General features: G+C 31.3%; 24 protein-coding genes and 2 pseudogenes. 18 read left to right on the forward strand and 8 right to left on the reverse strand.

What is annotated here, in order from left to right:
• Nucleotides 1-22 precede the first annotated feature (22 nt).
• Complete coding sequence (locus tag DYE57_RS04455; protein ID WP_115313027.1) at nt 23-1012, reverse strand: FUSC family protein; 990 nt, start codon at nt 1010-1012, stop codon at nt 23-25.
• A gap of 176 nt (nt 1013-1188) precedes the next feature.
• On the opposite strand from DYE57_RS04455, the gene map reads away from it, so the two are divergent.
• The 5 genes from map (at nt 1189) to vraR (ending at nt 4833) form a co-directional block, all read left to right on the forward strand.
• Nucleotides 1189-1944, forward strand: coding sequence for a type I methionyl aminopeptidase (map, locus tag DYE57_RS04460; RefSeq protein WP_115313028.1), 756 nt, complete (start codon nt 1189-1191; stop codon nt 1942-1944).
• Nucleotides 1945-2074: 130 nt separating this feature from the next.
• Entirely contained in the window at nt 2075-2455 is a 381-nt protein-coding gene (locus DYE57_RS04465; RefSeq protein ID WP_115313029.1) for a hypothetical protein, read from the forward strand.
• 14 nt (nt 2456-2469) lie between these two features.
• A complete protein-coding gene (vraT, locus tag DYE57_RS04470; protein WP_115313030.1) occupies nt 2470-3171 on the forward strand; it encodes a cell wall-active antibiotics response protein VraT in 702 nt (233 codons plus the stop codon).
• A complete protein-coding gene (gene vraS / locus DYE57_RS04475) occupies nt 3168-4202 on the forward strand; it encodes a sensor histidine kinase VraS (RefSeq protein WP_115313031.1) in 1035 nt (344 codons plus the stop codon). Before vraT ends, vraS begins: the two co-directional genes overlap by 4 nt.
• A gap of 1 nt (nt 4203) precedes the next feature.
• On the forward strand, nt 4204-4833 hold the full coding sequence (vraR, locus tag DYE57_RS04480) for a response regulator transcription factor VraR (RefSeq protein ID WP_115313032.1): 630 nt from the start codon (nt 4204-4206) through the stop codon (nt 4831-4833).
• 57 nt (nt 4834-4890) lie between these two features.
• Here the strand turns inward: vraR and DYE57_RS04485 are convergent, their stop codons facing one another.
• The 3 genes from DYE57_RS04485 to DYE57_RS04495 form a co-directional block, all read right to left on the reverse strand.
• Nucleotides 4891-6147, reverse strand: a complete 1257-nt coding sequence (locus DYE57_RS04485) for a YihY/virulence factor BrkB family protein (RefSeq protein WP_115313033.1) — start codon at nt 6145-6147, stop codon at nt 4891-4893.
• 356 nt (nt 6148-6503) lie between these two features.
• Nucleotides 6504-6788: a YtxH domain-containing protein gene (locus DYE57_RS04490; protein ID WP_115313034.1), complete on the reverse strand. Its 285-nt coding sequence runs from the start codon at nt 6786-6788 to the stop codon at nt 6504-6506.
• Nucleotides 6789-6794: 6 nt separating this feature from the next.
• Complete coding sequence (locus tag DYE57_RS04495) at nt 6795-7259, reverse strand: low molecular weight protein-tyrosine-phosphatase (protein ID WP_115313035.1); 465 nt, start codon at nt 7257-7259, stop codon at nt 6795-6797.
• Nucleotides 7260-7399: 140 nt separating this feature from the next.
• Here DYE57_RS04495 and DYE57_RS04500 point away from each other — a divergent pair, with 140 nt between their 5' ends.
• The 3 genes from DYE57_RS04500 to DYE57_RS04510 all read left to right on the forward strand — a co-directional run bounded on the left by DYE57_RS04500 (nt 7400) and on the right by DYE57_RS04510 (nt 9475).
• On the forward strand, nt 7400-7606 hold the full coding sequence (locus DYE57_RS04500) for a DUF1128 domain-containing protein (protein WP_115313036.1): 207 nt from the start codon (nt 7400-7402) through the stop codon (nt 7604-7606).
• An 11-nt stretch (nt 7607-7617) separates the two neighbouring features.
• Entirely contained in the window at nt 7618-8859 is a 1242-nt protein-coding gene (locus tag DYE57_RS04505) for an aminopeptidase (protein WP_115313037.1), read from the forward strand.
• 85 nt (nt 8860-8944) lie between these two features.
• The gene (locus tag DYE57_RS04510) at nt 8945-9475 is read left to right on the forward strand and encodes an acyl-CoA thioesterase (protein ID WP_115314122.1); all 531 of its coding nucleotides are present in this window, start codon (nt 8945-8947) and stop codon (nt 9473-9475) included.
• A gap of 299 nt (nt 9476-9774) precedes the next feature.
• Here DYE57_RS04510 and yfkAB read toward each other — a convergent pair whose 3' ends face one another.
• Complete coding sequence (gene yfkAB / locus DYE57_RS04515; RefSeq protein WP_115313038.1) at nt 9775-10926, reverse strand: radical SAM/CxCxxxxC motif protein YfkAB; 1152 nt, start codon at nt 10924-10926, stop codon at nt 9775-9777.
• Nucleotides 10927-11079: 153 nt separating this feature from the next.
• Between yfkAB and DYE57_RS04520 the strand changes: the two genes are divergently transcribed.
• The 7 genes and pseudogenes from DYE57_RS04520 (at nt 11080) to DYE57_RS04550 (ending at nt 16633) form a co-directional block, all read left to right on the forward strand.
• Nucleotides 11080-11241, forward strand: a complete 162-nt coding sequence (locus tag DYE57_RS04520; RefSeq protein WP_115313039.1) for an SE1561 family protein — start codon at nt 11080-11082, stop codon at nt 11239-11241.
• Nucleotides 11242-11406: 165 nt separating this feature from the next.
• On the forward strand, nt 11407-11925 hold the full coding sequence (locus DYE57_RS04525; RefSeq protein ID WP_115313040.1) for a type 1 glutamine amidotransferase domain-containing protein: 519 nt from the start codon (nt 11407-11409) through the stop codon (nt 11923-11925).
• 175 nt (nt 11926-12100) lie between these two features.
• Nucleotides 12101-12910, forward strand: a complete 810-nt coding sequence (gene sgtB, locus DYE57_RS04530) for a monofunctional peptidoglycan glycosyltransferase SgtB (RefSeq protein ID WP_115313041.1) — start codon at nt 12101-12103, stop codon at nt 12908-12910.
• A gap of 165 nt (nt 12911-13075) precedes the next feature.
• Complete coding sequence (gene recX, locus DYE57_RS04535; RefSeq protein ID WP_115313042.1) at nt 13076-13894, forward strand: recombination regulator RecX; 819 nt, start codon at nt 13076-13078, stop codon at nt 13892-13894.
• A pseudogene (locus DYE57_RS04540) lies at nt 13872-14186 on the forward strand (YfhH family protein). Before recX ends, DYE57_RS04540 begins: the two are co-directional and overlap by 23 nt.
• 15 nt (nt 14187-14201) lie before the next feature.
• On the forward strand, nt 14202-15719 hold the full coding sequence (locus DYE57_RS04545) for an ATP-binding cassette domain-containing protein (protein WP_115313043.1): 1518 nt from the start codon (nt 14202-14204) through the stop codon (nt 15717-15719).
• A gap of 8 nt (nt 15720-15727) precedes the next feature.
• Nucleotides 15728-16633, forward strand: coding sequence for a hypothetical protein (locus DYE57_RS04550; RefSeq protein WP_232619673.1), 906 nt, complete (start codon nt 15728-15730; stop codon nt 16631-16633).
• Between the two features lie 93 nt (nt 16634-16726).
• On the opposite strand, the gene DYE57_RS04555 is transcribed toward DYE57_RS04550, so the two are convergent.
• Nucleotides 16727-17704 carry a metal-dependent hydrolase gene (locus DYE57_RS04555; protein ID WP_115313044.1) on the reverse strand — a complete coding sequence of 326 codons (978 nt, stop codon included), beginning with the start codon at nt 17702-17704 and terminating at the stop codon, nt 16727-16729.
• 152 nt (nt 17705-17856) lie between these two features.
• On the opposite strand from DYE57_RS04555, the gene mutY reads away from it, so the two are divergent.
• From mutY to DYE57_RS04570, 3 genes and pseudogenes are all read left to right on the forward strand, one after another.
• Nucleotides 17857-18900: an A/G-specific adenine glycosylase gene (gene mutY, locus DYE57_RS04560; protein ID WP_115313045.1), complete on the forward strand. Its 1044-nt coding sequence runs from the start codon at nt 17857-17859 to the stop codon at nt 18898-18900.
• Nucleotides 18901-19002: 102 nt separating this feature from the next.
• The gene (gene ntdP / locus DYE57_RS04565) at nt 19003-19545 is read left to right on the forward strand and encodes a nucleoside tri-diphosphate phosphatase (RefSeq protein WP_115313046.1); all 543 of its coding nucleotides are present in this window, start codon (nt 19003-19005) and stop codon (nt 19543-19545) included.
• Between the two features lie 265 nt (nt 19546-19810).
• Nucleotides 19811-21431: pseudogene (locus DYE57_RS04570) on the forward strand (ABC transporter ATP-binding protein).
• A gap of 66 nt (nt 21432-21497) precedes the next feature.
• Here the strand turns inward: DYE57_RS04570 and DYE57_RS04575 are convergent.
• Entirely contained in the window at nt 21498-22592 is a 1095-nt protein-coding gene (locus DYE57_RS04575) for an FUSC family protein (RefSeq protein ID WP_115313047.1), read from the reverse strand.
• 346 nt (nt 22593-22938) lie between these two features.
• A complete protein-coding gene (locus DYE57_RS04580) occupies nt 22939-24228 on the reverse strand; it encodes a glutamate-1-semialdehyde 2,1-aminomutase (RefSeq protein ID WP_115313048.1) in 1290 nt (429 codons plus the stop codon).
• Nucleotides 24229-24274 lie beyond the last annotated feature (46 nt).

A 24274-nucleotide genomic window follows, 5' to 3' on the forward strand; every position in this document is an offset into this window, starting at 1 on the left:
AAAAATAGAACTTGACACTTTTTTATTTGGTATATCTTGTATCTAAAATCTTATAAATTAGTAACACTTCATAAATCAGAGTACTTTTCATTTGATTTTGATCAAATTCTTCTAACTGTTGTACCGACTTCTTTAATGTGGAAGTGGATATTTGTTGTCGTTTAAAGCTACCATTACTAATAATATCGTGAATACTGTTACTTATATTTATGATTGCTATTTTTTCATTTGTTGTAAAAGCGATACAAGTATTTTTAGGTAGATAAACAATATTTGATAAATGTGAGATGAATAAACGATTGCTATATGCTCGGTTGGTAATTTTATTTAATAATTTCCAATCATCTTCTTTATTTTTATGATAATGAAGTTCATCTCGTTGATAGTTCATTAAAGTTTCAACTTTTTGGATAATCGTATTTAATTTTATTAGCTCTTTATTACTGTTCTCAGAGTTAAACTTTCCAAGTAATAATTCATGACATCTATTGTAAAACAATGTATACATCTTTTTCTCAGAAAGTAATAATTGATCCTCTAACTGATGATAATATTTTGGGGGTAAAATGATGAAATTAACGAATCCAGCTGTTATAAGTCCAATTAAAGCGGTTAATAATCTTGAGAAGAAATTAAAAAAATACGCTTCATGTATACCAGGAATCATTGCTACAGAGGTTAACACAGCAACCGTGGTACCTACTTGTAAATTTAATTTCGTACATAATAATATGGTAAATGTTGCACTAAGTGCATAACTCATTGGAGATTTGTCACCAAAAATATATGTAAAGACAACTGCGAATAGCGCTCCAATGACAGTTGCAGGAAGACGGCGGTATCCTTTTTTGAGAGAAACTTTAGCAGTCGGCTCAATTGTTACAATTGCTGTTAATATGGCAAAAATTGGAGTGAGGTTTAATAACATACAAAATATTGTTGTAAAGAAGGTTGCCAAACCCGTCTTAATAGTTCTAGCTCCAATTATATGTCTGTACCATTTCTCATTCATACTTTCATTGACTCCTCTATTTAGAAAAGGGAAATCGAAAAGCTAATACTTTATACAAATTCTCTTTCTCTAAAACTAATTCTATACTAAACAGTGATATATACATTCAAGTTTAGTATATCAAAAAAAATTTGCTATAATAAGATGAAATTAATTTTAAAAAGGAACGGGATAAAATGATTGTTAAAACTGATGAAGAATTACAAGCGTTAAAAGAAATAGGTTACATTTGTGCTAAAGTCAGAAATATAATGAAAGAAGCAACTAAACCAGGTGTGACTACACGTGAGTTAGACAATATAGCTAAAGATTTATTTGAACAACACGGTGCGATTTCAGCACCTATTCATGATGAAAACTTTCCAGGGCAAACATGTATTAGTGTCAATGAAGAAGTAGCACATGGAATTCCTGGTAAACGTATTATTCGTGAAGGAGATTTAGTTAATATTGATGTTTCAGCTTTAAAAGATGGTTATTATGCTGATACCGGTATTTCATTTGTAGTGGGTGAATCTGATAGTCCACTTAAACAAAAGGTTTGTGATGTAGCTACAATGGCTTTTGAGAATGCTATGACTAAAGTGAAACCTGGTAGTAAATTAAGCAATATTGGTAAAGCAGTACATGCTACTGCCCGTCAAAATGACTTAACAGTTATTAAAAATTTAACAGGTCATGGTGTAGGTCAATCGTTACATGAAGCTCCAAATCACGTAATGAATTATTATGATCCTAAAGATAAAACATTACTTAAAGAAGGACTAGTGATAGCAGTTGAACCATTCATTTCCACAGGTGCAACTTTTGTTACTGAGGGAAAAAATGAATGGACTTTTGAAACACAAGATAAAAGTTTTGTAGCACAAATTGAGCATACAGTGATTGTTACAAAAGATGGTCCTGTACTAACTACAAAAATAGATGACTAGTTTTCAAAAATAATGTAACCGTATCCGTTTTCGTCGGACTAAAGTATGAACTCAATATGGTTCCGGAGCCTATTTCGTTAGGTTTCGGAATTGTTTTATAATAAACCTTAGTTAACGACGAGGTGATACTATGAATTTTATGGATTTATATTTACAACATTTTCTAAAATCAATAATTAAGAATAGTGTCGAAGAATATAAAATGATACTGGATAGAAAAATTAAGAATATAGAAAATTATATTAATTATCTTAGTGAAAAAAGAGGTCAATTTAAGAAGTTAATTAACACTCTTACAATGTCATTAGAAAATAAATATATTGATATTGTTAATAATCAAGGGATTCAATGTGCTGAGGAAATCCATGATCAAGAAATTGATAATATTAAAACAAAATTAGATGCTATCGAGGCTTATTATGGCAGAATAGGATTACATTCACAATCGAAAGAAAAATTAACTACAGAAAAAGAATTTAACTTAATTTATTATATGAGTACTGTAGCATAGAAAGGTGGCGAAGCATGACACACAAATATATATCAACAGAAATGTTGATTATTTTTACTGCTTTAATGATTATTGCTAATTTTTATTATATATTTTTTGAGAAAATTGGCTTTTTACTTGTCTTATTATTAGGATGTGTGCTCGTGTATGTTGGTTACGTATACTTTCATAAGGTTAGAGGTTTACTGTCCTTTTGGATAGGTGTATTGTTAATCTCTTTTACACTACTATCCAATAAGTATACAATAATTATTCTCTTTATATTTTTAGTCGTATTAATTATTCGTTACTTGGTGTACAAGTTTAAACCTTTAAATGTAATAGCTACAGATGAAGAAATTACATCTCCAATATTTATTAAACAGAAGTGGTTTGGCGAACAACGCACTCCGGTTTATGTTTATAAGTGGGAGGATGTACAAATTCAACATGGTATTGGTGATATTCACATCGATATGACAAAAGCAGCTAATATCAAAGAAACAAACACAATAGTAGTCCGTCATATATTAGGGAAAGTACAAGTAATTATTCCGTTAAATTATAACATCAATTTACATACCGCTGCTTTTTACGGTACAGTTTATGTAGATGGTAAGTCTCATAAAATAGAAAACAATCATGTTCAAATTGAAGAGAAAACAAAAGATGATAATTATACAGTTAATGTTTACGTTTCTACATTTATAGGAGACGTAGAGGTGATTTATAGATGAATCACTATCTAAGAGCTATTGGTTCTATGCTTATACTTGTTTATAGTATGCTCACTGCTTTTTTATTTATTGATAAGGTTTTTGTTAATATTATCTATTTTCAAGGTATGTTTTATACTCAAATCTTTGGAATTCCTGTATTTTTATTTTTAAATATATTAATTATTTTACTATGTATTATAGTTGGAACAGTATTAGCGTATAAAATTAATCAACAAAATACGTGGATAAAATCCCAAATTGAAAGGTCTATTGAGGGAGAGACTGTAGGTATTAATAATCAAAATTTAGAGTTATATAGTGAAACTTTAGAGATTTACCATACTTTAGTACCATTAAATCAAGAGTTACATCGTCTTAGAATGAAAACGCAAAATCTGACAAATGAAAATTATAATATTAATGATGTGAAAGTGAAAAAAATAATAGAAGATGAACGTCAACGTCTGGCGAGAGAATTGCATGACTCAGTGAGTCAGCAATTATTCGCTGCAAGCATGATGTTATCTGCTATTAAAGAATCAAAGTTAGAACCTCCACTGGATCAACAAATTCCTGTTCTAGAAAAAATGGTTCAAGATTCACAACTTGAGATGAGAGCGTTGCTTTTACATTTAAGACCAATTGGTTTAAAGGATAAGTCATTAGGTGAAGGTATTAAAGATTTAGTGATTGATCTTCAAAAGAAAGTTCCTATGAAAGTAGTACATGAAATCCAAGATTTTGAGGTGCCTAAAGGCATTGAGGACCATTTATTTAGAATTACACAAGAAGCCATTTCTAATACATTGAGACATTCAAATGGCACGAAGGTGACTGTTGAATTATTTAATAAAGAAGAGTATTTATTGTTAAGAATACAAGATAATGGCAAAGGCTTTAATGTACATGAAAAGTTTGAACAAAGTTATGGTTTAAAAAACATGAGAGAACGTGCTTTAGAAATCGGTGCAACGTTTCATATCGTATCTTTGCCTGATTCCGGTACGCGAATAGAAGTGAAAGCACCATTGAATAAGGAGGAAGAGTAAAGTGGAGATTAAAGTTTTATTTGTAGATGATCATGAAATGGTCAGAATTGGTATTTCTAGTTATCTTTCAACTCAACCAGATATTGAGGTTGTAGGAGAGGGGGCTTCAGGTAAAGAAGCAATTGAGAAAGCTCATGAGTTGAAACCAGATTTAATTTTAATGGATTTACTTATGGAAGATATGGATGGTGTAGAGGCAACTACGCAAATTAAAAAGGATTTACCGCATATTAAAGTGGTTATGCTAACAAGTTTTATTGAAGATAAAGAAGTATACCGCGCCCTTGATGCAGGTGTAGATAGCTACATTCTTAAAACAACAAGTGCAAGTGATATTGCTAATGCTGTTCGTAAAACTTCGCAAGGAGAATCAGTTTTTGAACCTGAAGTTTTAGTGAAAATGCGTAATCGTATGAAAAAACGTGCAGAATTATATGAAATGCTTACAGAACGTGAAATGGAAATATTGCTACTCATTGCAAAAGGACACTCTAATCAAGAAATAGCAAGTGCATCACACATCACAATTAAAACCGTAAAAACACACGTAAGTAATATTTTAAGTAAATTAGAGGTCCAAGATAGAACACAAGCAGTGATTTATGCTTTTCAACATAATCTTATTCAATAATCAATAAAGGCGAAAGTACATAAGGAAGCATGTCTTTCGCCTTAAATATGTGTAAAATTATGATTTTCTCTTATTATTTTTATAATGGTGTTTAAACTTATGAACGATTTTATCTTTAATTGGTTTACTATCTTCACTATGTCTTTGATTAGCTTTTTCATCAATATAATAATTTTCGTTTTGACCAGTTGGCGCATTATTGTTGTATTCATATGTTAAATCTTCATTATAATGATTCTGATTATGATCATCATGTTGAATTGCTGCTTCTTCTGGAGTGTGACCATTAATCACTTTTCTTTGATGAATAATTGCATTAATTTCAGCGCCAATAATTATAATGAAACTTGTAATATATAGCCATAAGATTAAGATAATGATACTGGCTAAACTACCATAAGTTTTATTATAATTACTAAAGTTAGAAATATACCAACTGAATAAAAATGATCCTAATAACCATATAACAGATGTGAATAATGCACCCGGTAGTACTGAACGCAACTTAGTTTTAACATATGGAGCTACTGAATATAAAACTGTATAAATAATAAAGATAATTATAAGTGGAATGACGATTCTCACTACATTAAATATCCACTCAATTTGTTGGTCCAAGCCTAATGGTCCAAATAAAAATTTATTTATTACTGGACCTAGTGTAATAAGCACTACTGCCACTACAAATACGGCACCTAAAACTAATGTATAAAGAACACTAAGTAATTTAAGTACGATTCCGTTTCTAGCATCTTCTACATCATAAGCGACATTAAATGAGTTAATAATCGCAGACATACCATTGGATGCAGACCAAATTGCCAATATTAACCCTATTGAAAGAATTCCGCCACTTGAATTTTTAGAAATACCTTCAATAATTTTAGAAATAGTATGAGCGATACTCCCATCTGTAATGTATTGGTTTACTTTCTGATTAATTTGTGCAGCGCTCACATTAATAAACTGACCTAACAAAGTTAGTAAAAAGATAAGCATAGGAAATAAAGCTAGAACAAAATGATAAGTCATTTGTGCTGCAAGTCCAGCTGCATCATCTTTACCTATTCTATATATTAAGTATGAAAAGAAATTCGAATCCTTAGTATATTTTGCTGGTTTGTTTAAACGAGACACAAAGAATACTTGATTCTTTTTTTTAGGTGCTTTGGATTGAAATTCTTGAGGTTCAATATATGTTCGATCGACATCAATTTGTTTATCTTTTTTATGATGTTTTTTTGATTTGTGTTTTTCTTGTTCCTTGACGACTGAATTAAGGTACTTTGAAGTTGTTTTCTCTTGTTTTGACATAACAATCTCCTTTGCTCAAAAAAAGCGATATAAATGTAGTATTCCCAAATTACTACAAAATTAAAACAATCATTGTAAATTTTATAATAACACTAATATTATGCACCTTAACATGTAGAGTTATTTAAGTTTTCCATAGAATATTTTGGCTCAAATAACTTTGAAACACAATAGTTATCGTATAAATTTTAAATATATTTCATTATAGAGGAAACACTAAAGACAAATTTATGTATTTTTGTAACAAAAAAAGTATGAAAATTTTATATTTAAAATATGTATCTTAAATAAATAAACCCTCTCATACTTTGTATGAGAGGGTTTAACTCAAAACATCCATACATTGTGTATTAAATTTATTTGCCTAAGCGTTGGTTTTTACGATTGACAAAAGTTTCTTTCGCATCTTTAATAGAACGCTCTAATTCAGGATTGTTTCGACGTATCTCCTCAATCGTATCTTTCCAGTACATCACTTCGTCTTTTATACTACTGATTTTTGAAGGTTTACGTGAACGATTACCTTCTTTTGCTTCTTTAAATGATTGTTTTAAAGAACGACGAGTGGATTTATCAGCAAGTGTAGCTGCACCGCCGATAATAGCACCAATTAAAATACCTGGAATTAATTTATTCTCCATAGTTGATTACCCCTCTTTCAAAATCGCATCTTTAACGATGTAGTCTATTAAATTATCACAAGATGATTGTACCATTTCAAATACACCTTCGAAATTATTAGTGTAGTAAGGATCTGGTACATCACTCTCTTCCATATTACTAAATTCAAGCAATTTGAACAATTGTCCGTGAATATATGGATTGATTTGTCTTATATTATCTACATTACTTTGATCCATTGCGATAATATAATCAAAATCATCAGTAGGTTTAAAAAGCTCACTCACCATATTATTAAAAGGAACATTATGTTCTTTCAATATTTTTTGAGTGCCTTTGTGTGGTGGTTCGCCTAATTTCCAACTACCTGTACCTCTAGAATGAACATTGATACCTGAAATGCCTCTGTCTTGCAGTCTTTGTCTCATGATCGCTTCAGCCATTGGAGATCGACATATATTACCGAGACATACAAAAGCTACGTCTACCATTTTGTATTCCTCCAAACTATGTATCTATATCCCCATTTTAAAGAGAATTTAAACAATTAGAAAGTAGTTAACCTCATTTTCTATTAAAATTTAAGAAAATATGATAACTTGATAGAATATTAGCTAAAGAGGTGAATCACGTGTCATTATCAAATGAAGCAATGATTGCAGAAATTAGAAAAAAATTAAACATTGTAAATCAGGGATTGCTTGATCCAAATAAATTTAAATCGTCAAGTCATCATGAAATAAGCGATATTCGTGAGTTTGTAATGTCTAAAGACTCATTTTCACCAAGTGAGGTTACGGCAATCGCTGATCATTTAGGACAACTAAGACAAGATTGAGGGGGATACATATGACAATTTACCATGAAAAGTTAAAACAATATGCTGAATTATTAGTTAAGGTAGGAATGAATGTACAAAAACATCAACCTGTTTTCATACGTTCATCAGTTGAAGCTTTAGAGTTAACACATTTAATAGTTGAAGAAGCATATAAAGCTGGTGCTTCTGATGTTCGTGTTAACTATACTGATCCACGTTTAAAAAGATTAAAATTTGAATATGAATCTGTCGAACATTTTGAAAGTAATGATGTGAAGCAATACGATATAGAAGAACGATTGGATTATGTTAAACGTGGAGCTGCTAATTTAGCTCTTATAGTTGAAGATCCAGATTTATTAAATGGTATTGAACCTGGTAAATTAAAAGCATATCAAGCCGAGTATTCCAAAGGGTTTAAACCATACATGGAAGCAAGTCAAAAGAATCAATTTCCATGGGTTGTTGCAGCTTTTCCTACCAATGACTGGGCACGTCGCGTATATCCAAATTTAGATGAAAAAGAAGCATATTCAAAGTTCATCGATGAAGTGTTTGATATTGTACGTGTAGACGGTAATAATTCTATCGAAAATTGGGAGAGACATGTTAAGACATTGAGTGTACATGCTCAAAGATTACAAGAGAAGAATTACCAAGCATTACATTATATTTCAGAAGGGACAGATTTGGTCGTTGGTTTACCAAAAGGTCATATTTGGGAAGATGCTACGAGTTACGTCAATGGCGATGGGCAACCATTTATTGCTAACATACCAACAGAAGAAGTATTCACAGCACCTGATAGAAATAATGTTAATGGATACGTAACAAATAAACTACCTTTAAGTTTGAATGGTAATATTATTGATGGTTTTACCTTAACATTTAAAGATGGTGTAATTACGGATGTCAAAGCTGAAAAAGGGGAAGATGTTCTTCAAGATTTAATTGCAACAGATGAAGGTTCCCATAGATTGGGTGAAGTTGCATTAGTCCCTGATGATTCGCCTATATCCAATCGACGTACCATTTTTTATAATACACTTTTTGATGAAAATGCATCTTGTCATTTAGCTATAGGTTCTGCATATGCCTTTAATATTAAAGGTGGTACAAAAATGACTACTGATGAAAAAATCGCCAATGGCTTAAATGACTCAAATGTGCATGAAGACTTTATGATTGGAAGTTCTGATTTAACAATTTATGGAATTTTACAAGACGGAACTAAAGAATTAGTTTTCGAAAATGGGAATTGGGCTAAATAATAAAAGGAAAATCATAAGCTAACAGTAATTATTCATTATTGGGAGTTTGTGTTCTAGAATATAAAAATTGGGGAGATTATCGATGATGTCAAATATAAATAGAAAAAGTAAAGCAATGTCTGAAGCCAAATGCGTAAAAACCAGACAAGTTTTTCCGCAAGATACTAATCATCATCATACAATGTTTGGTGGTACCTTAATGGCTAATATCGATGAAATTGCAGCGATTACAGCTATGAAACATGCTGGGCAACCTGTTGTGACTGCATCAACAGACTCTGTAGACTTCCTAAGACCTATAACAACTGGTGATATTTTATCATATGAAGCTATGGTTTCATATGCTGGCACAAGTTCAATGGAAATTTGTGTTCAAATTGTTATTGATGATGTTTATAACAATGAACGTCACCTTGCAGCACTTAGCTTTTTAACATTTGTGGCATTAGATAATGAAGGTAAGCCTACCACTGTGCCAGACGTTTATCCAGAAACAGATGTTGAAAAATGGTTCCATGAAAGTGCACCACAACGTGTTGCTAGACGTAAAGAAAGACGTTCAGAAAGTAAGAAAACAATTGAATATTTATCTAAAGTTAGACATATAGAAAAATAATTGTTTTGAAGGTTGTAATTTAAGCAATAGAGCTTAATTTATGACCTTTTTTAATTTTCTACATAAGTAATTTTAAAAAGCTTGGGACAATGATGTCTCAAGCTTTTTAATGTAATGGCAGCCGATGACTGAATTGAAAACGTGCTTATATCAGTCTTTTTGTCTATAGTCTGCGGCCCCAATAAAGAGAATTTCACTCTGAAATTCAACAGACAGTGCAGGTTGGGGTTACTTGCTGGGGTGGGACAACGAATTCAATACAAATTTTGTTTCCACTCCCATGTTAGAGAAAATAATAATTAATATAATTTTTGTAATAACTGTCCAGAGTGCATTTCTTTTTCTTTTAATTTAAAGTCGGTATTTGGATAATACATATTTTTAACCAAAACATTTGGTCCTAAGCAATGATATTTTGAACAATGACAATTAAGTGACTGTGCCAGTTCTGTATCTAACCACTGATTAAATACATCAGTGAGTTTATCTTTGTGTATGTTAGAAATTGTACCATTTTCATCTCCAAAGTCTGTTACAATAACATTGCCTGTAAAAACATTAACATTTAAACGACTACGACCATCCGGGTCATTTCTTAATGTTACATTTTTAGCGTTTCTAAGGCGTTGTAAGAGTTGTTGATTATACTCATCTTTTAAACAAGGATAAATAGGTAATGTACCAAACAACATCCAAATGTCTTCATGTCTGATATCCAGCAAATGATGTATGGCTTCTTTCATTTCTTTTAAAGATAGCACATTAAGCTGACTTGCGAAATCAGATGGATACATTGGATGTACCTCATGTCTACTACATTTCATATCATTTACCACTTCATTATGAATTTTATCTAAATGAGGCAATGTACTTTGATTTAACATCGTTTCTGCCGAGATGAACATTCCTTGCTCAGATAAGGTGCGAGAATTATCTAATATTTGTTCATACAATTTAAGCTTGGCCTTTAAAGGTGGTTGTTTTTTCATGGCACCAAAACCTACATTGGTAAATTCCTGCGTTGTACCCCAATTATGTGAAATATGCATCACATCAATATACTCTGCAATTTCTAAATATCTATCCTGAGGTAAAGTCAAATTAGAATTCATTTGAACATAAATACCTCGATTGTAAGCATATTTAAGAAGAGGTATAATATTGTTTTTAATAGTTTTTTTAGAAAACATGGGTTCGCCACCAGTAATTGACATCGTTCTTAAGTTTGGAATTTCATCTAGACGTCGGTAAATAAGGTCCATTGGTAGAGGTTCAGGATCTTTAGTTTGAAGGGTATAACCAACTGCACAATGGCTACAACGCATATTACACAAGTTTGTAGTTGTGAATTCTATGTTACTTAGCGTGAGTTTCTCATTGTCTAAAACATCGTTATAAGCTTCCCAAGGGTCATTGTTGATAGAAATAGGTTGTTTGTTTGTTATTAACATTGATTATTACTCCTAAAAATAAACTTTCCATCTACTTTGTTTATTATTATATGTAAAAAGTACAGTAAATATTATTATGATTATATCGCTTTTTGTCAAATTCTGTTAGGATGTTAATATCGGAAAATCTTTAAAAAGGAGTTCTAATTGTTAATGAGTGAACAACAAACGATAGACCAAATTAAGACACGATTAAATAAATTTATTGAAGATATTGACCATGTCAATCCTGATGGGGTGTGTGTTGAAGATATTGATGAATGGATTGGCTTGCTTGACCAATTAGAAGAAAAAGTTAAACAAGTATCAAAATAGAAAGTATGCAAATGATGAAAGTTTTCTGTCTAGGTTATAGGGATGGAAAACTTTTTGTATAAGTATGAGATTAATTAAAAGGTTTGTATGGTTAGTATGTTTAATTCATAGTCATATTGTCTATATTACTATTAGTATTAAAATAGAGAAAGGTGATTTTGAATTATGACAAAAAAAGTAGCAATCATTCTAGCAGATGAATTTGAAGATATAGAATTAACTAGCCCTAAAGAAGCTTTAGAAAATGCTGGTTTTGAAACTGAAATTATTGGTGATACTGCTAAACATGAAGTTGTTGGTAAACATGGTGAAAAAGCAACAGTTGATGTAAGTATTGCTGATGCTAAACCTGAAAACTATGATGCATTATTAATTCCTGGAGGTTTCTCACCTGATCATTTACGTGGAGATGCTGAAGGTCGTTACGGTACATTTGCTAAGTACTTTACTAAAAATGATGTGCCAACATTCGCCATTTGCCACGGTCCATTAGTATTAGTTGATACTGATGATTTAAATGGACGTACAATTACTGGAGTTATTAACGTACGTAAAGATTTATCAAATGCTGGTGCGCAAGTTGTTGATGAATCAGTAGTCGTTGACAAAAATATTGTGACAAGTCGTACTCCAGATGATTTAGATGATTTCAATAGAGAAATTGTTAAACAATTAGAAGCATAATTAGGTTTATTATTTATAATTGCTTTGTAACTGTCGACTAAAGTCGACAGCTTTTTATTTTTGTTACCAATATTGATACACCCTAGGACTGATTTTTAGGTTTACCTATAGCTAATCAATACAACTACTGGTACACTCATTTTAAGAGGGTGAGTTTAAGAAAAGGAGCTAATGCATGAAAAGAATCGAAAAATATGCGGATTCGTATCATAAGCAACGTTATGATATAAGAAAGCCTCATTATAATACGTATTATCAACCAGTAGGTAAACCACCAAAAAAGAAAAGAAGTAAAAGAGTTTTATTAAAAGTTACAATGGCTATTCTTATTATAATAGCGCTGTTTGTAGGCGCAATGTATTTTTTATCCTCAAGAGCAAACGTAGATGATTTGAAAACTATAGAAAATAAAAGTGATTTTGTTTCAGTAGATGATATGCCAGAATATGTTAAAGGGGCATTTGTATCAATGGAAGATGGACGTTTTTATAAGCATCATGGTTTTGATTTAAAAGGTACGACAAGAGCGTTATTTTCTACAATCAGTGATCGAGATGTTCAAGGTGGTAGTACAATTACTCAACAAGTAGTAAAGAATTGTTATTACGATAATGAACGTTCATTCACAAGAAAAATTAAAGAGTTATTTGTTGCTCATAAAGTTGAACGACAATATAATAAAAATCAAATTTTAAGCTTTTATATGAATAATATTTATTATGGTGATGACCAATATACAATTGAAGGTGCAGCAAATCATTATTTTGGTGCAACTGTGAATAAAAATAATTCTAACATGAATCAAATTAGTGTATTACAAAGTGCAATTTTAGCGAGTAAGGTAAATGCGCCAAGTGTTTATGACGTTAACGATATGTCAAATAATTTTATTAATAGAGTAAAAATAAATTTAGAAAAAATGAAACAACAAGATTATATTACCGATGCTCAATATAAAGAATCAATGTCGCAATTAGGTAATTAACAGAATGTTGAATGTCCACTTTTTTATAACAGAAGTAGGACGTTTTTTCATGTTTTTATTAATATTTTCTTTTATGAAATTAACTCATTTTTGAATTGAGTGAGATTGTGCCATAATAAAGTTACTTAATATGAAAAGTTTTATAGAAAAAGTAGGGATGATTGAATGCCAAAAGTCACAAAAATAGAAGTACAAAAAAACAATAAAGAACGCTTTAATCTGTATCTTGATGGAAAATTTGAAATGGGTATAGATATTAATACCTTAGTTCAGTTTAATTTGAAAAAAGATCAACTACTTGAAGAGGTAGATATGCAAAAAATTCAAGAGTTTGACCTCTATCGCCGTGGTGTTAATATGGCAATTCAATATTTATCTTATAAAAAGCGGACTGAGAAAGAAGTACGTCAATATCTTGAAAAATATGAAATGAATCTGAATGTTATTCAACAAGTGATTGACTTTTGCTATAAAGAGAAGCTCATAGACCATGAAGATTACGCTGAGAGTTTAAAGAATACTATGATTAACACAACAGAAAAAGGTCCAGAAATCTATAAACAAAAATTGTATCAACTAGGTATAGAACCAACAGTAATTGACAATTATACTCAGTTATATGAACAACAACAACCGCTTGATGATGTGATTAAAGTAGGAAAAAAGATATTAAAGTTAAAAAAGGGGCATGAAATAAAAGTAAAACAAAAAGTTACTCAATCGTTATTGCGTAAAGGATATACCCTTGACGCTATTCAAATAGTTATGAACGAGTTGGATTTTTTTCAAGATGAAGAGACATTAGATAATTTATTGCAACGTGATTTAGAGAAAGTCTATAATAAAAATTGTAGAAAATATGATGGCAATAAATTAATCATGAAAACGATAGAAGCACTTATGAGAAAAGGTTATAAATATGATAAAATTAAATCTAAATTAGAAGAGAGCGGTATATCTGATGGGACAGAAGAAAATGAGTGAAATGTCATAGCAAGAATTAAGATATGAAATTCAAACATTTAAAGAAAAAATGTGTAAAGCCGAAATAAATGGCATTATGAATGAGTATAATGTATATCAAAGTAAGGTCATAGTAGCTGAGAGTTATTTGATTGATCATAATAAAGTTGAAATTGGAAAAATATATAAACTTAATGATGGCAGCGAACAATTCTTTAAAGTTGAACGATTAAAAGGTGTTTTTGCTTGGGGTTTCAGAATTAATAGCGCTGAACCAGAAGAAGGTTTACCATTAGCATTATTAAAAATTTAGAAGGATGTTTAATCAATGGGAAGCTCAATTGTTTTAAAATTACTTAAGGTCACACATTACTATAGGAACAAAAAGTCGAAAAAATGGTATCAACCTTTTGGATATGATGCTGAGGATATCAACCTTAATAATATTTCTTTGCATATTTATCAAGGTGAAGCCTTAGGTATAATTGGAGAACCAGGTTCCTCTAAAACTCTAATTGGTAGAATTTTAAGTGGTGCTGTAAAACCAGATAAAGGTAAAGTTATATGTAGTGATAATCTCTATTATGGAGATATAGAAGATAAATACGTCAATCATCAAACAGTTCAAAGCTATATCAATGACGTTGTTCAATTATTTCCATATCAAGTTAGTGAGCATAAAGCTGAACAAATTATTCAATGGGCACATTTAGGAAATCAATTACAACATAAAATTTCATCGCTATCAAATAATGAATATGCACAATTGTTATTAAGTATTGTTCGTACATCACAAAGTGCTATTATCGTACTCAATCATGTATTAACATATTTAGACAACACATTTTTTAAACGTGCGATTGAACTTTCAAATGATTACATAAAAGAAAATAAAACATTAGTTCTAATAGATGATGATATTGATAAAATTAGTGAAACGAGCAATTATATTACGTGGGTATCACACGGTCAAATACGTAAAGAAGGATCGTTAAACCAAGTGTTACCTATGTTTAGAGAGCATGAAAAAGACCGTTTAAGTCTTATTTCTACATCTGAAATTGAGAATTTTGATTATGATTGGAAAAAAAATCGTTCATGTACACCTGAAATGACTTATAATTTCAAAAGAATAGAACGTTATAATCATGCGAAGCCTCCAGTTTTTTTAGTTAGATTCTGGACATTATCTGTGAGTTTTTTAATTGGTTTAGCATTAATGGGTATCTTATTCTTTAATGATTTGGGAAGAATTCGCATTGATGATAATAATACGCAAGCGTCAATTCAAAATCAAAGTAAAGATCCTTATGAAGATAAACTAGCTTACGGGTTAGCCTTGAATGGATCAGTAACTTTAAGTGGCTCTAAAAATGTAAAATTACCTAAATATAGTTTAATGACTATTACTGGAGAAAATAGCAAAAAATATCGTATTGAAATGGATCATAAAATGTACGGTATAGAAAAAAATGAGTTATTCTATTTTAATCCGGCTGGTCTATATGAATCACATAGCTTTAAAAAATTATCTCCATATATTAAAACGAATTATAGTACTTATGTAGAATACTTCAACAGTCATTTACACAAAGAACATGATAAAGTTACTAAAACACTTGTTCCATCTAAAGATAGTCGCAATGTGGTACCAATAACACAACAACCTATAAAAATGATTTTTGGTGATGAGGATAAATTAACAGGTTTTGTTATTCCTATAGAAAATAAAACAGAATTAAAGAAAAAATATCATATCAAAAAAGATATTTGGATTACAAAATCAGGTAGTGGTTACTTCATTGCAGATATGAAAGATGACAAATGGATATATATTGAATTGTAGGTGTGAAAATGATAGATAATTTAATAATGTATATTAAAAACTTTCCACATCTTATTAGCTTTTGTAAAAAAAGATTTAAACAATCTTGGAAATGGTTTGCGATAAGCTTAATCGTTAGTCTCATTATGATTTTAGCTATTGAAGGATTTTTTAATTTTAATCATACTACTGACATTATTCAAGCGCGATGGTTATTTAGAGTAGCTGCATTAATTATTTTTAGCATAATAACTCTTTCAATCTATTTGGGATATCGATACTATGTTAAAGATTACATAGTAATGAAATCCTTCCATGTTTCTTCAGTAACGCCTTCAATAGTTATCGCGATGTTAGCGTTGATCTCTATGTTCATTTTGGGGTTAATCATTGCTTTTTTAAAGCCAGTCAATTTTGAAACGTCATTACTTTCGCTTTTATACTATTTAGTAATAAGTGCAATATTTATTAGCATTTCAGCAGTGATGTTCGGGTTATTAAAATATGTTTTTAAGAATGTTGATATTGTATTTATTATAATAAGTGTCATAAGTTTCTTTATGGTTCCAATTTTATTTATTCCGAAAATGCACTTGAATTTACTGAATCATATTCTCATGATCAATCCACTCTATTATTTCGTACATGGAAGTGCACAGTCAGTTGTATTCGGTTCAGTAAGTATGAGCAACATTCCATACCATATATATATTATTCTTTTTATGGCAATGATGTGTGTTATTAATTACGTATTAGTTCGACATATTGCACTTGATAAATATCGAAGTTTATCTGATAGCGAGATGATTTCAAATCATGGAAATAATAGTTATGAAAGCTCTAAAGCTAAAGACAATAAGAAAATGAAAGGTAATGAAGGACAACTGACTGATGATTCTCATGGTTTGTCACAATCTAATGATGATAAAAAATAATTGCTCTGTAAATTTAATGAATTAATTTTTTTAAAAATCAAGGCACCCTAAAACGCGAATTGCAATAGTAGGGTGCCTAGTTTTTTGATATTTCTATTGTGAAAATAATTTACGTTGTAACTTGTCTTCACTAAAGACCCATCCGATGTATGAATGATCTATTTCATTATCATGAGTCAAGTGCGCTATAGCTACAAATGAATAGTGCCCTTTATTAAGATATCTCAAATCCATTAATCTAATTTCAGTTGTACCATCTTCTAAAGGTGTTGTCTGCCACCGATATATTGATGAGAAATTTAAGAAAGTGAATATATCTTTGTTACCTTTGACTTTCCATAATAATGAGTCTGGTGTCATAGATTGACGTTTAACTTTATCTGTGAAATCTATATTCTTCCATCTAGAAACACCCACATAGTCGTGTTTATCAGTTTGTATAGCTACACGCCATATATGAAATTTCATAGTGGGTGCTACAAACACTTTAACAGGATTATGAGAGCGTTCAATATTTTTAAGTGCTTTCTTTTTAATTGCTGATTGCATCATAAATCGAATAATATAATAGATTAACAAGACACCAATCATTGGAAAAATTGCAACATAAGGGTGAACGCCGATAATCCATAATATGACACCAATGCATAAGATGATGAAAATAATAGGATCAAAAGTGTTAATGACACTAAGTTGAATCCACTTATTTGTAATGGGACGTAAAGCTTGAGTACCATATGAATTAAAAATATCTACAAAGACGTGTAAAAAAACTGCAAGCTGTGCCCATAACCACACGTGTAAAGGATCTGTATGATTGAATATAACAAATATTAAAAAGGTTATTAAAATCGGCCATAAAATAGTGAAAGGTATTGAATGTGTAATACCTCTGTGATGAGAAATGTAGGTAGCGTTGTCCTTTAATTTTAAAACGGTGTCACCATCAGGTATTAATGATCCTGCAATTAAAGTAGTGGCTGTAGCAGCGAAAGAGCCCGCCATTCCAGGATCTGTCGTTGCTAATGCAGTGAGACTCACACTTATGACAATATGCGTGGCTGTATCCATAATTGCTCACTCTTTTCATCTTTATTTAATATATATTATAATCTAAAAGTATGAATAACAAAATTAACTTACTTCAATCAGTGTTGTTTTTAATAGTTAATCGCATTATCAAACTTTTAAAATGTAAGCATTTAATAGAAAGGAATAGTTGCATGTATCAAGAACCATCGTTTAAAAAGAATATTGTTGATTGGTTTGACAAAAATCAACGTGATATGCCTTGGAGGGAAACAACTAATCCATATTATATCTGGCTTAGTGAAGTGATGTTACAACAAACTCAAGTTAATACTGTTGTTGATTATTATCACAAATTTATCACACGTTTTCCTTCCATAAAGTCTTTAAGTGACGCCAACGAAGATGACGTATTAAAATATTGGGAAGGCTTAGGCTATTATAGTCGTGTTCGTAATTTTCATACTGCTATAAAAGAAGTCAATCATAAACACGGGGGCGAAGTACCTACAGATCCTGAGATTTTTAAAAAATTAAAGGGCGTAGGACCTTATACTCTAGCAGCAGTGATGAGTATTGCATTCAACCACCCTTTAGCCACAGTGGACGGTAATGTTTTTAGAGTGTGGTCAAGGTTAAATAACGACTTTCGGGATACTAAATTACAAACGACACGTAAGGCTTATGAAACAGAACTAAAACCTTATGTTCAAGATAATTCTGGTACCTTTAATCAAGCAATGATGGAACTTGGTGCTTTGATTTGTACACCAAAATCACCTCTTTGCTTGTTTTGCCCAGTCCAAGATCATTGTGAAGCCTTCCACAACAGGACTACGCAAGAGCTTCCAGTTAAAACTAAAAATATAAAAAAGAGGACATTGAATCAGAAAGTTTTCTTAATCAGAAATGACGAAGGAAAATATTTACTTGAGAAGCGTAAGGATAAACTTCTTAATGGTATGTGGCAGTTTCCTATGAGAGAAGCATCAGTTGCTGATAATAAAATCACGAAAGATATAGGAATTAAAATAGAAACGATTAAAACACCTATTTTTGAATTACGTCATCAATTCACACATATGACGTGGAATATCAAAGTTTATAGTGTTCCGAATTCGATAAATTTATCGAATCGTTTGCTTCCTGATAATTACACTTGGTTTGATTTAGATGATAGAGAACAGTATACGTTTCCTGTTTCTATGGATAAGATTTACCAATTCATTGTGGGATAAGAAATAAATAATAAAGCTGTGGAACTTCTCTTCATTTGTTAAGCTCTTGATATAAAATATGATATAATCTAATTGGCTAAAAACAAAAAGGTGGTGTGGAGTATGGTTGAAGAGTCCATACCTAAAGAAGGAGAAACGATTAAAATTCAGAGTTATAAACATGATGGAAATATTCATCGTGTTTGGTCTGAAACAACTATCTTAAAGGGAACTGACCATGTGATTATCGGAGGTAACGATCACACGTTAGTTACTGAAAGTGATGGACGTACATGGATTACTCGTGAACCAGCGATTGTTTATTTTCACTCAGAGTATTGGTTTAATGTAATATGTATGTTTAGGGAAGATGGTATTTATTATTATTGTAATTTATCATCACCTTTTGTGTGCGACGAAGAAGCACTCAAGTATATTGATTATGATTTGGATATTAAAGCTTATCCGAATGGGAAATATCATTTATTAGACGAAGATGAATATGAGCAACATATGGATCAAATGAATTATCCGCATGACATTGATGTTATTTTAAGAAGAAACGTTGATATTCTACAACAGTGGATTGAGCAGAAAAAAGGGCCTTTTGCACCAGATTTTATTAAAGTATGGAAACAACGTTATAAGAAAATAAGAAATTATTAAGCAAAAAAGATGTAAATTATTAACAAATGTTTTATATTGAGAAAGTATTTTTAGATGCTAATCTTTATACTTGTAACTTCTTTAAATGAGTACAATATAATTTTCAATACAATTTAAATAACATCATATAGAGTGTCGCCATGTATCAGAGGTTGAGACGTTATCATTTGTATTACTTTAAGGTTTCAGAGTGTACAAATGAAATGTGTCCAACCTCTATTCATTTTTATTTAAAATGAATTTAACGTAAGGGGGGGAAACACGAATGATAAAACGATATTTAAAGTTCGTGAAACCATATAGATATCGTATTATTGCAACAATTACGGTGGGTATCATTAAATTTGGAATTCCGATGCTCATACCTTTATTAATTAAATACGCTATAGACGGCGTGATTAATAACCATTCTTTGTCTAATAGTGAGAAATTTAGTCATCTTGGAATTGCCATTGGTATAGCTTTATTTATATTTTTAATCGTGCGTCCACCTATAGATTTTATACGTCAATATTTAGCCCAATGGACAAGTAATAAAATTTTATATGACATACGTAAGCAATTATATAATCACTTACAAGCACTAAGTGCTCGTTTCTATGCTAATAACCAAGTTGGGCAAGTGATTTCTCGTGTCATTAATGATGTGGAACAAACGAAAGACTTCATAATTAACTGGTTTAATGAACATATGGTTAGATTGTGTCACAATTATCATTGCACTATCAATTATGTTCTTCCTTGATGTTAGGCTTACGTTTGCAGCAATTTTCATCTTTCCATTTTATATTCTTACAGTTTACTTTTTCTTTGGTAGACTTAGAAAATTAACTCGCATACGTTCACAAGTATTAGCGGAAGTGCAAGATTTTTTACATGAACGTGTGCAGGGAATGTCTGTAATCAAAAGCTTTGCAATTGAAGATAATGAGGCTCAAAATTTTGACCATCGTAATCGTCATTTTCTACAGTGTGCATTTCAACATACTAGATGGAATGCTTACTCATTTGCAGCAATTAATACAGTTACAGATTTAGGTCCGATTATTGTTATTGGAGTTGGATCTTATTTAGCAATATCAGGATCAATCACAGTCGGTACACTAGCAGCATTTGTTGGGTACTTGGAGCAATTATTTGGTCCTCTTAGAAGGCTCGTTTCTTCATTTACAACATTAACTCAAAGTTTTGCATCCATGGATAGAGTCTTTCAATTGATGGATGAAGATTATGATATAAAAAATGGTATCGGTGCACAGCCTTTAGAGATTCAACGTGGGCAAATTGAATTAAAACATGTAAGTTTTAAATATAATCTAAATGAACATGAAGTTTTACATGACATCAATTTAATCATTAATAAAGGTGAAACTGTAGCTTTTGTAGGTATGAGTGGTGGAGGTAAATCTATTTTAATTAATTTGATACCACGTTTTTACAATGTTACAGAAGGAGAAATTTTAATCGATAATTATAATGATAAAGAAGTTATAGAAGCTGCTAAAATGGCTAACGCACATGATTTTATTACGAGTCTACCAGAAGGGTATGATACTGAAGTTGGAGAACGAGGAGTAAAATTATTTGGAGGTCAAAAACAAAGACTATCGATTGCTCGTATATTTTTAAATAATCCTCCAATTTTAATTCTTGATGAAGCGACGAGTGCACTGGACTTGGAAAGTGAAGCCATTATTCAAGAAGCTTTAGACGTATTAAGTAAAGATAGAACAACGCTTATCGTAGCACATCGATTATCCACAATTACTCATGCTGATAAGATAGTTGTTATGGAAAATGGACGAATCGCTGAAATTGGCACACATCGTGAACTTATTGCTAAACAAGGCGCTTATGAACATCTTTATAGTATTCAAGGTTTGTAATAAAAGTAATATCATTAAATTATAAAACCACCTATTACTTAACAGGTAATAGGTGATTTTTTCAACTTACAAATCAAAGTCTTCATCAGATATATCGATGTCAGAATCTGAACGGTGATAAGTAAAGAAACTTAAACGAATGCGGTCTAAATGCTCAAGATGATATCTATATTCTTCTATTGTAGCTATAATTTGCATAACATTTGTATAAGAATATTTAGTTTGATGGGGCTGTTGAATCAATTGTTGTTGAAAAGCATCCATTAAATTTTTCTTTTGTGGATTATCAACTTCGTAATCAAATTGTGTGACATCATATTTTGCTTTTTTAGATAGACTTTTAAAAATCTGTTCATGAACAGCTACTAAAGAATCAAGTTCTAATTTGATCTGTAATAACAGTTGATTGTTAAGTTGATGAAGATCATTTTGAAAACGAGACATTCGTTTAAGTACTTCATATGCTTGTCTAGTCGTTCCCACTACTTCTTTAAATAGTATTTTCTTTCTATTTTGTTGGAAGATTTGCTTCTTAGTGAATGGTCTTTCTTCACTATAGTAATCAAAAATTTGTTCTAGTTTAGTAATTCGTGTGTTCAGTTGATCTCCATCTTGCTTAATATTATGAAATTCTGATGTATCATTGAGTACTAACTTAAACCACACAAAGATATCTGAAGAGATATTCATTGAATTATAGTATATCTTTGTTTCGAACTTTGGTGGTAAGAAAATGAGGTTAACAACTGATGAGCTTAAAACACCAATCATGACTAGTACAAATCTAAAAAATGCTGCCACGTAAAAAGAACCTGTGTGTTGACCCATTATGATTAGCGCAGTCACACTTGCTAAAGTAGCTACATGGGCTAGTTTAAATTGAAATAAAATAGCAATTAATAGGATTACCGTTACACCCATGATGATAAAATTATCACTGAAAATTGTCACCATTGTAACTGCCAATAAGGCGCCAATAACATTACCAATCGCTTGTTCAGATACTGTTTTTATAGAGCGATAAACACTAGGTTGCATGGCAACTACTGCACTGACACCAGCAAGTGCCTTTAAACCAATATCTTCTGGTAGTAAAGAAGCGATAGACATAGCTAGTATAATTGCTATACCAGTTTTAAAGATCCGGGCTCCGAGTCTCAAATAAAATGCTCCTTTTATTTAATTTGAATTAAAAAATTATATTCTCATTCATTAATGTTATACACCGAGAGGCTAAATTAATCAAGTTTATAATTAGAGGCTTAGTTTCACAGATAATAAAAAAGTCGGGGAACAGAATTCGTATTGAATCCGTTGTTCCATCCTGGCCCTGAACCCCAACTTGCATTGTACATAGAATTTCTGAGCGAACTTCTCTATGTTGGGGCTGGACTATAATTAAAAAAAGCATGATATAAGCGTAATTTCAATTCAATCTTCGACTGCCAATAAAAAATACCTTAGACAATGATTGATGTCTCAGGCTATTAAGATAAAGAGAGATTTACTATTTCATTTGGCTAAATGCATAATCAGCAGCTCCTATAGTTTTATCAATATCTTCCTCAGTGTGCTCTGTTGTTAGGAACCACGCTTCAAATTTAGAAGGAGCTAAATTAATACCTTGATTTAACATTAATTTGAAAAATTGTGCAAAGGCTTCTCCATCAGAGTTTTCAACTTGTTCATAATGAGTGACTTTCTCATCAGTGAAATATAGAGTGAGTGAGCCATAAATTCTATTAATTGTGGCTGTAATATTATGCTTTTCAATTAAATTTAATAAACCATTTTCAAGACGCTGACCTAATTGATCTAACTTTTCATATACACCATCTTGTTCTAATACTTCTAATAATGCAATTCCTGCTCTCATAGATAGTGGATTACCTGCCATGGTACCTGCTTGATAAGCTGGTCCTAAAGGTGCAACGTGTTCCATAATATCTTGGCGACCACCATATCCGCCAATCGGTAAACCACCACCGACAATTTTACCAAAAGCAGTTAAATCAGGTTTAACTCCGAGTAAATCTTGGGCTGCACCATAATGGAAGCGGAATGCTGTAATTACTTCATCATAAATGACTAAAGTTCCATTGTCATGAGAAATTTTATTAACCTCTTCTAAAAAACCAGGTTGGGGCATAACCATGCCGAAGTTACCAACGATTGGTTCAACAAGAACTGCTGCAATCTCATCTTTCCAATATTCAATGGCTTCTCTATATGAATCAACATCATTGAACTGGACTGTAATTACTTCTTGAGCAACACTTTGAGGTACACCGGCTGAATCTGGAGAGCCTAACTGTGAAGGTCCACTACCAGCTGCTACTAAAACGAGGTCAGAATGTCCATGATATGAACCCGCAAATTTAATAATTTTATTTCTTTTGGTGTATGCACGTGCAACCCTTATCGTTGTCATTACTGCTTCAGTACCAGAATTAACAAAACGTATTTTTTCTAAAGAAGGGATAGCTTCTCTTAATTTTTTAGAAAAATCAATTTCTAGTTCTGTTGGCGTGCCATATAGCACACCTTTAGCTGCTTGTTCTTGAATGGCTTCAGTAATATGAGTATGCGCATGTCCAGTAATTATAGGACCATAAGCTTGTAAATAATCGATGAATTTGTTGCCGTCTACATCGTATAAATAAGCACCATGACCTTCTTTCATTACAACTGGAGCGCCACCACCTACTGCTTTGTAAGAACGTGAAGGTGAGTTAACTCCTCCTAGTATATATTCGCTAGATAGTTCCTGCAGACGTTCGCTTTCAGTGAAATTCATGTCTATCAACCTCTTTTTATTTAATATTTTCAGTTAATATCGTATC

It is taken from the genome of Staphylococcus saccharolyticus, from assembly GCF_900458815.1.
Taxonomy (GTDB): Bacteria; Bacillota; Bacilli; order Staphylococcales; family Staphylococcaceae; genus Staphylococcus; species Staphylococcus saccharolyticus.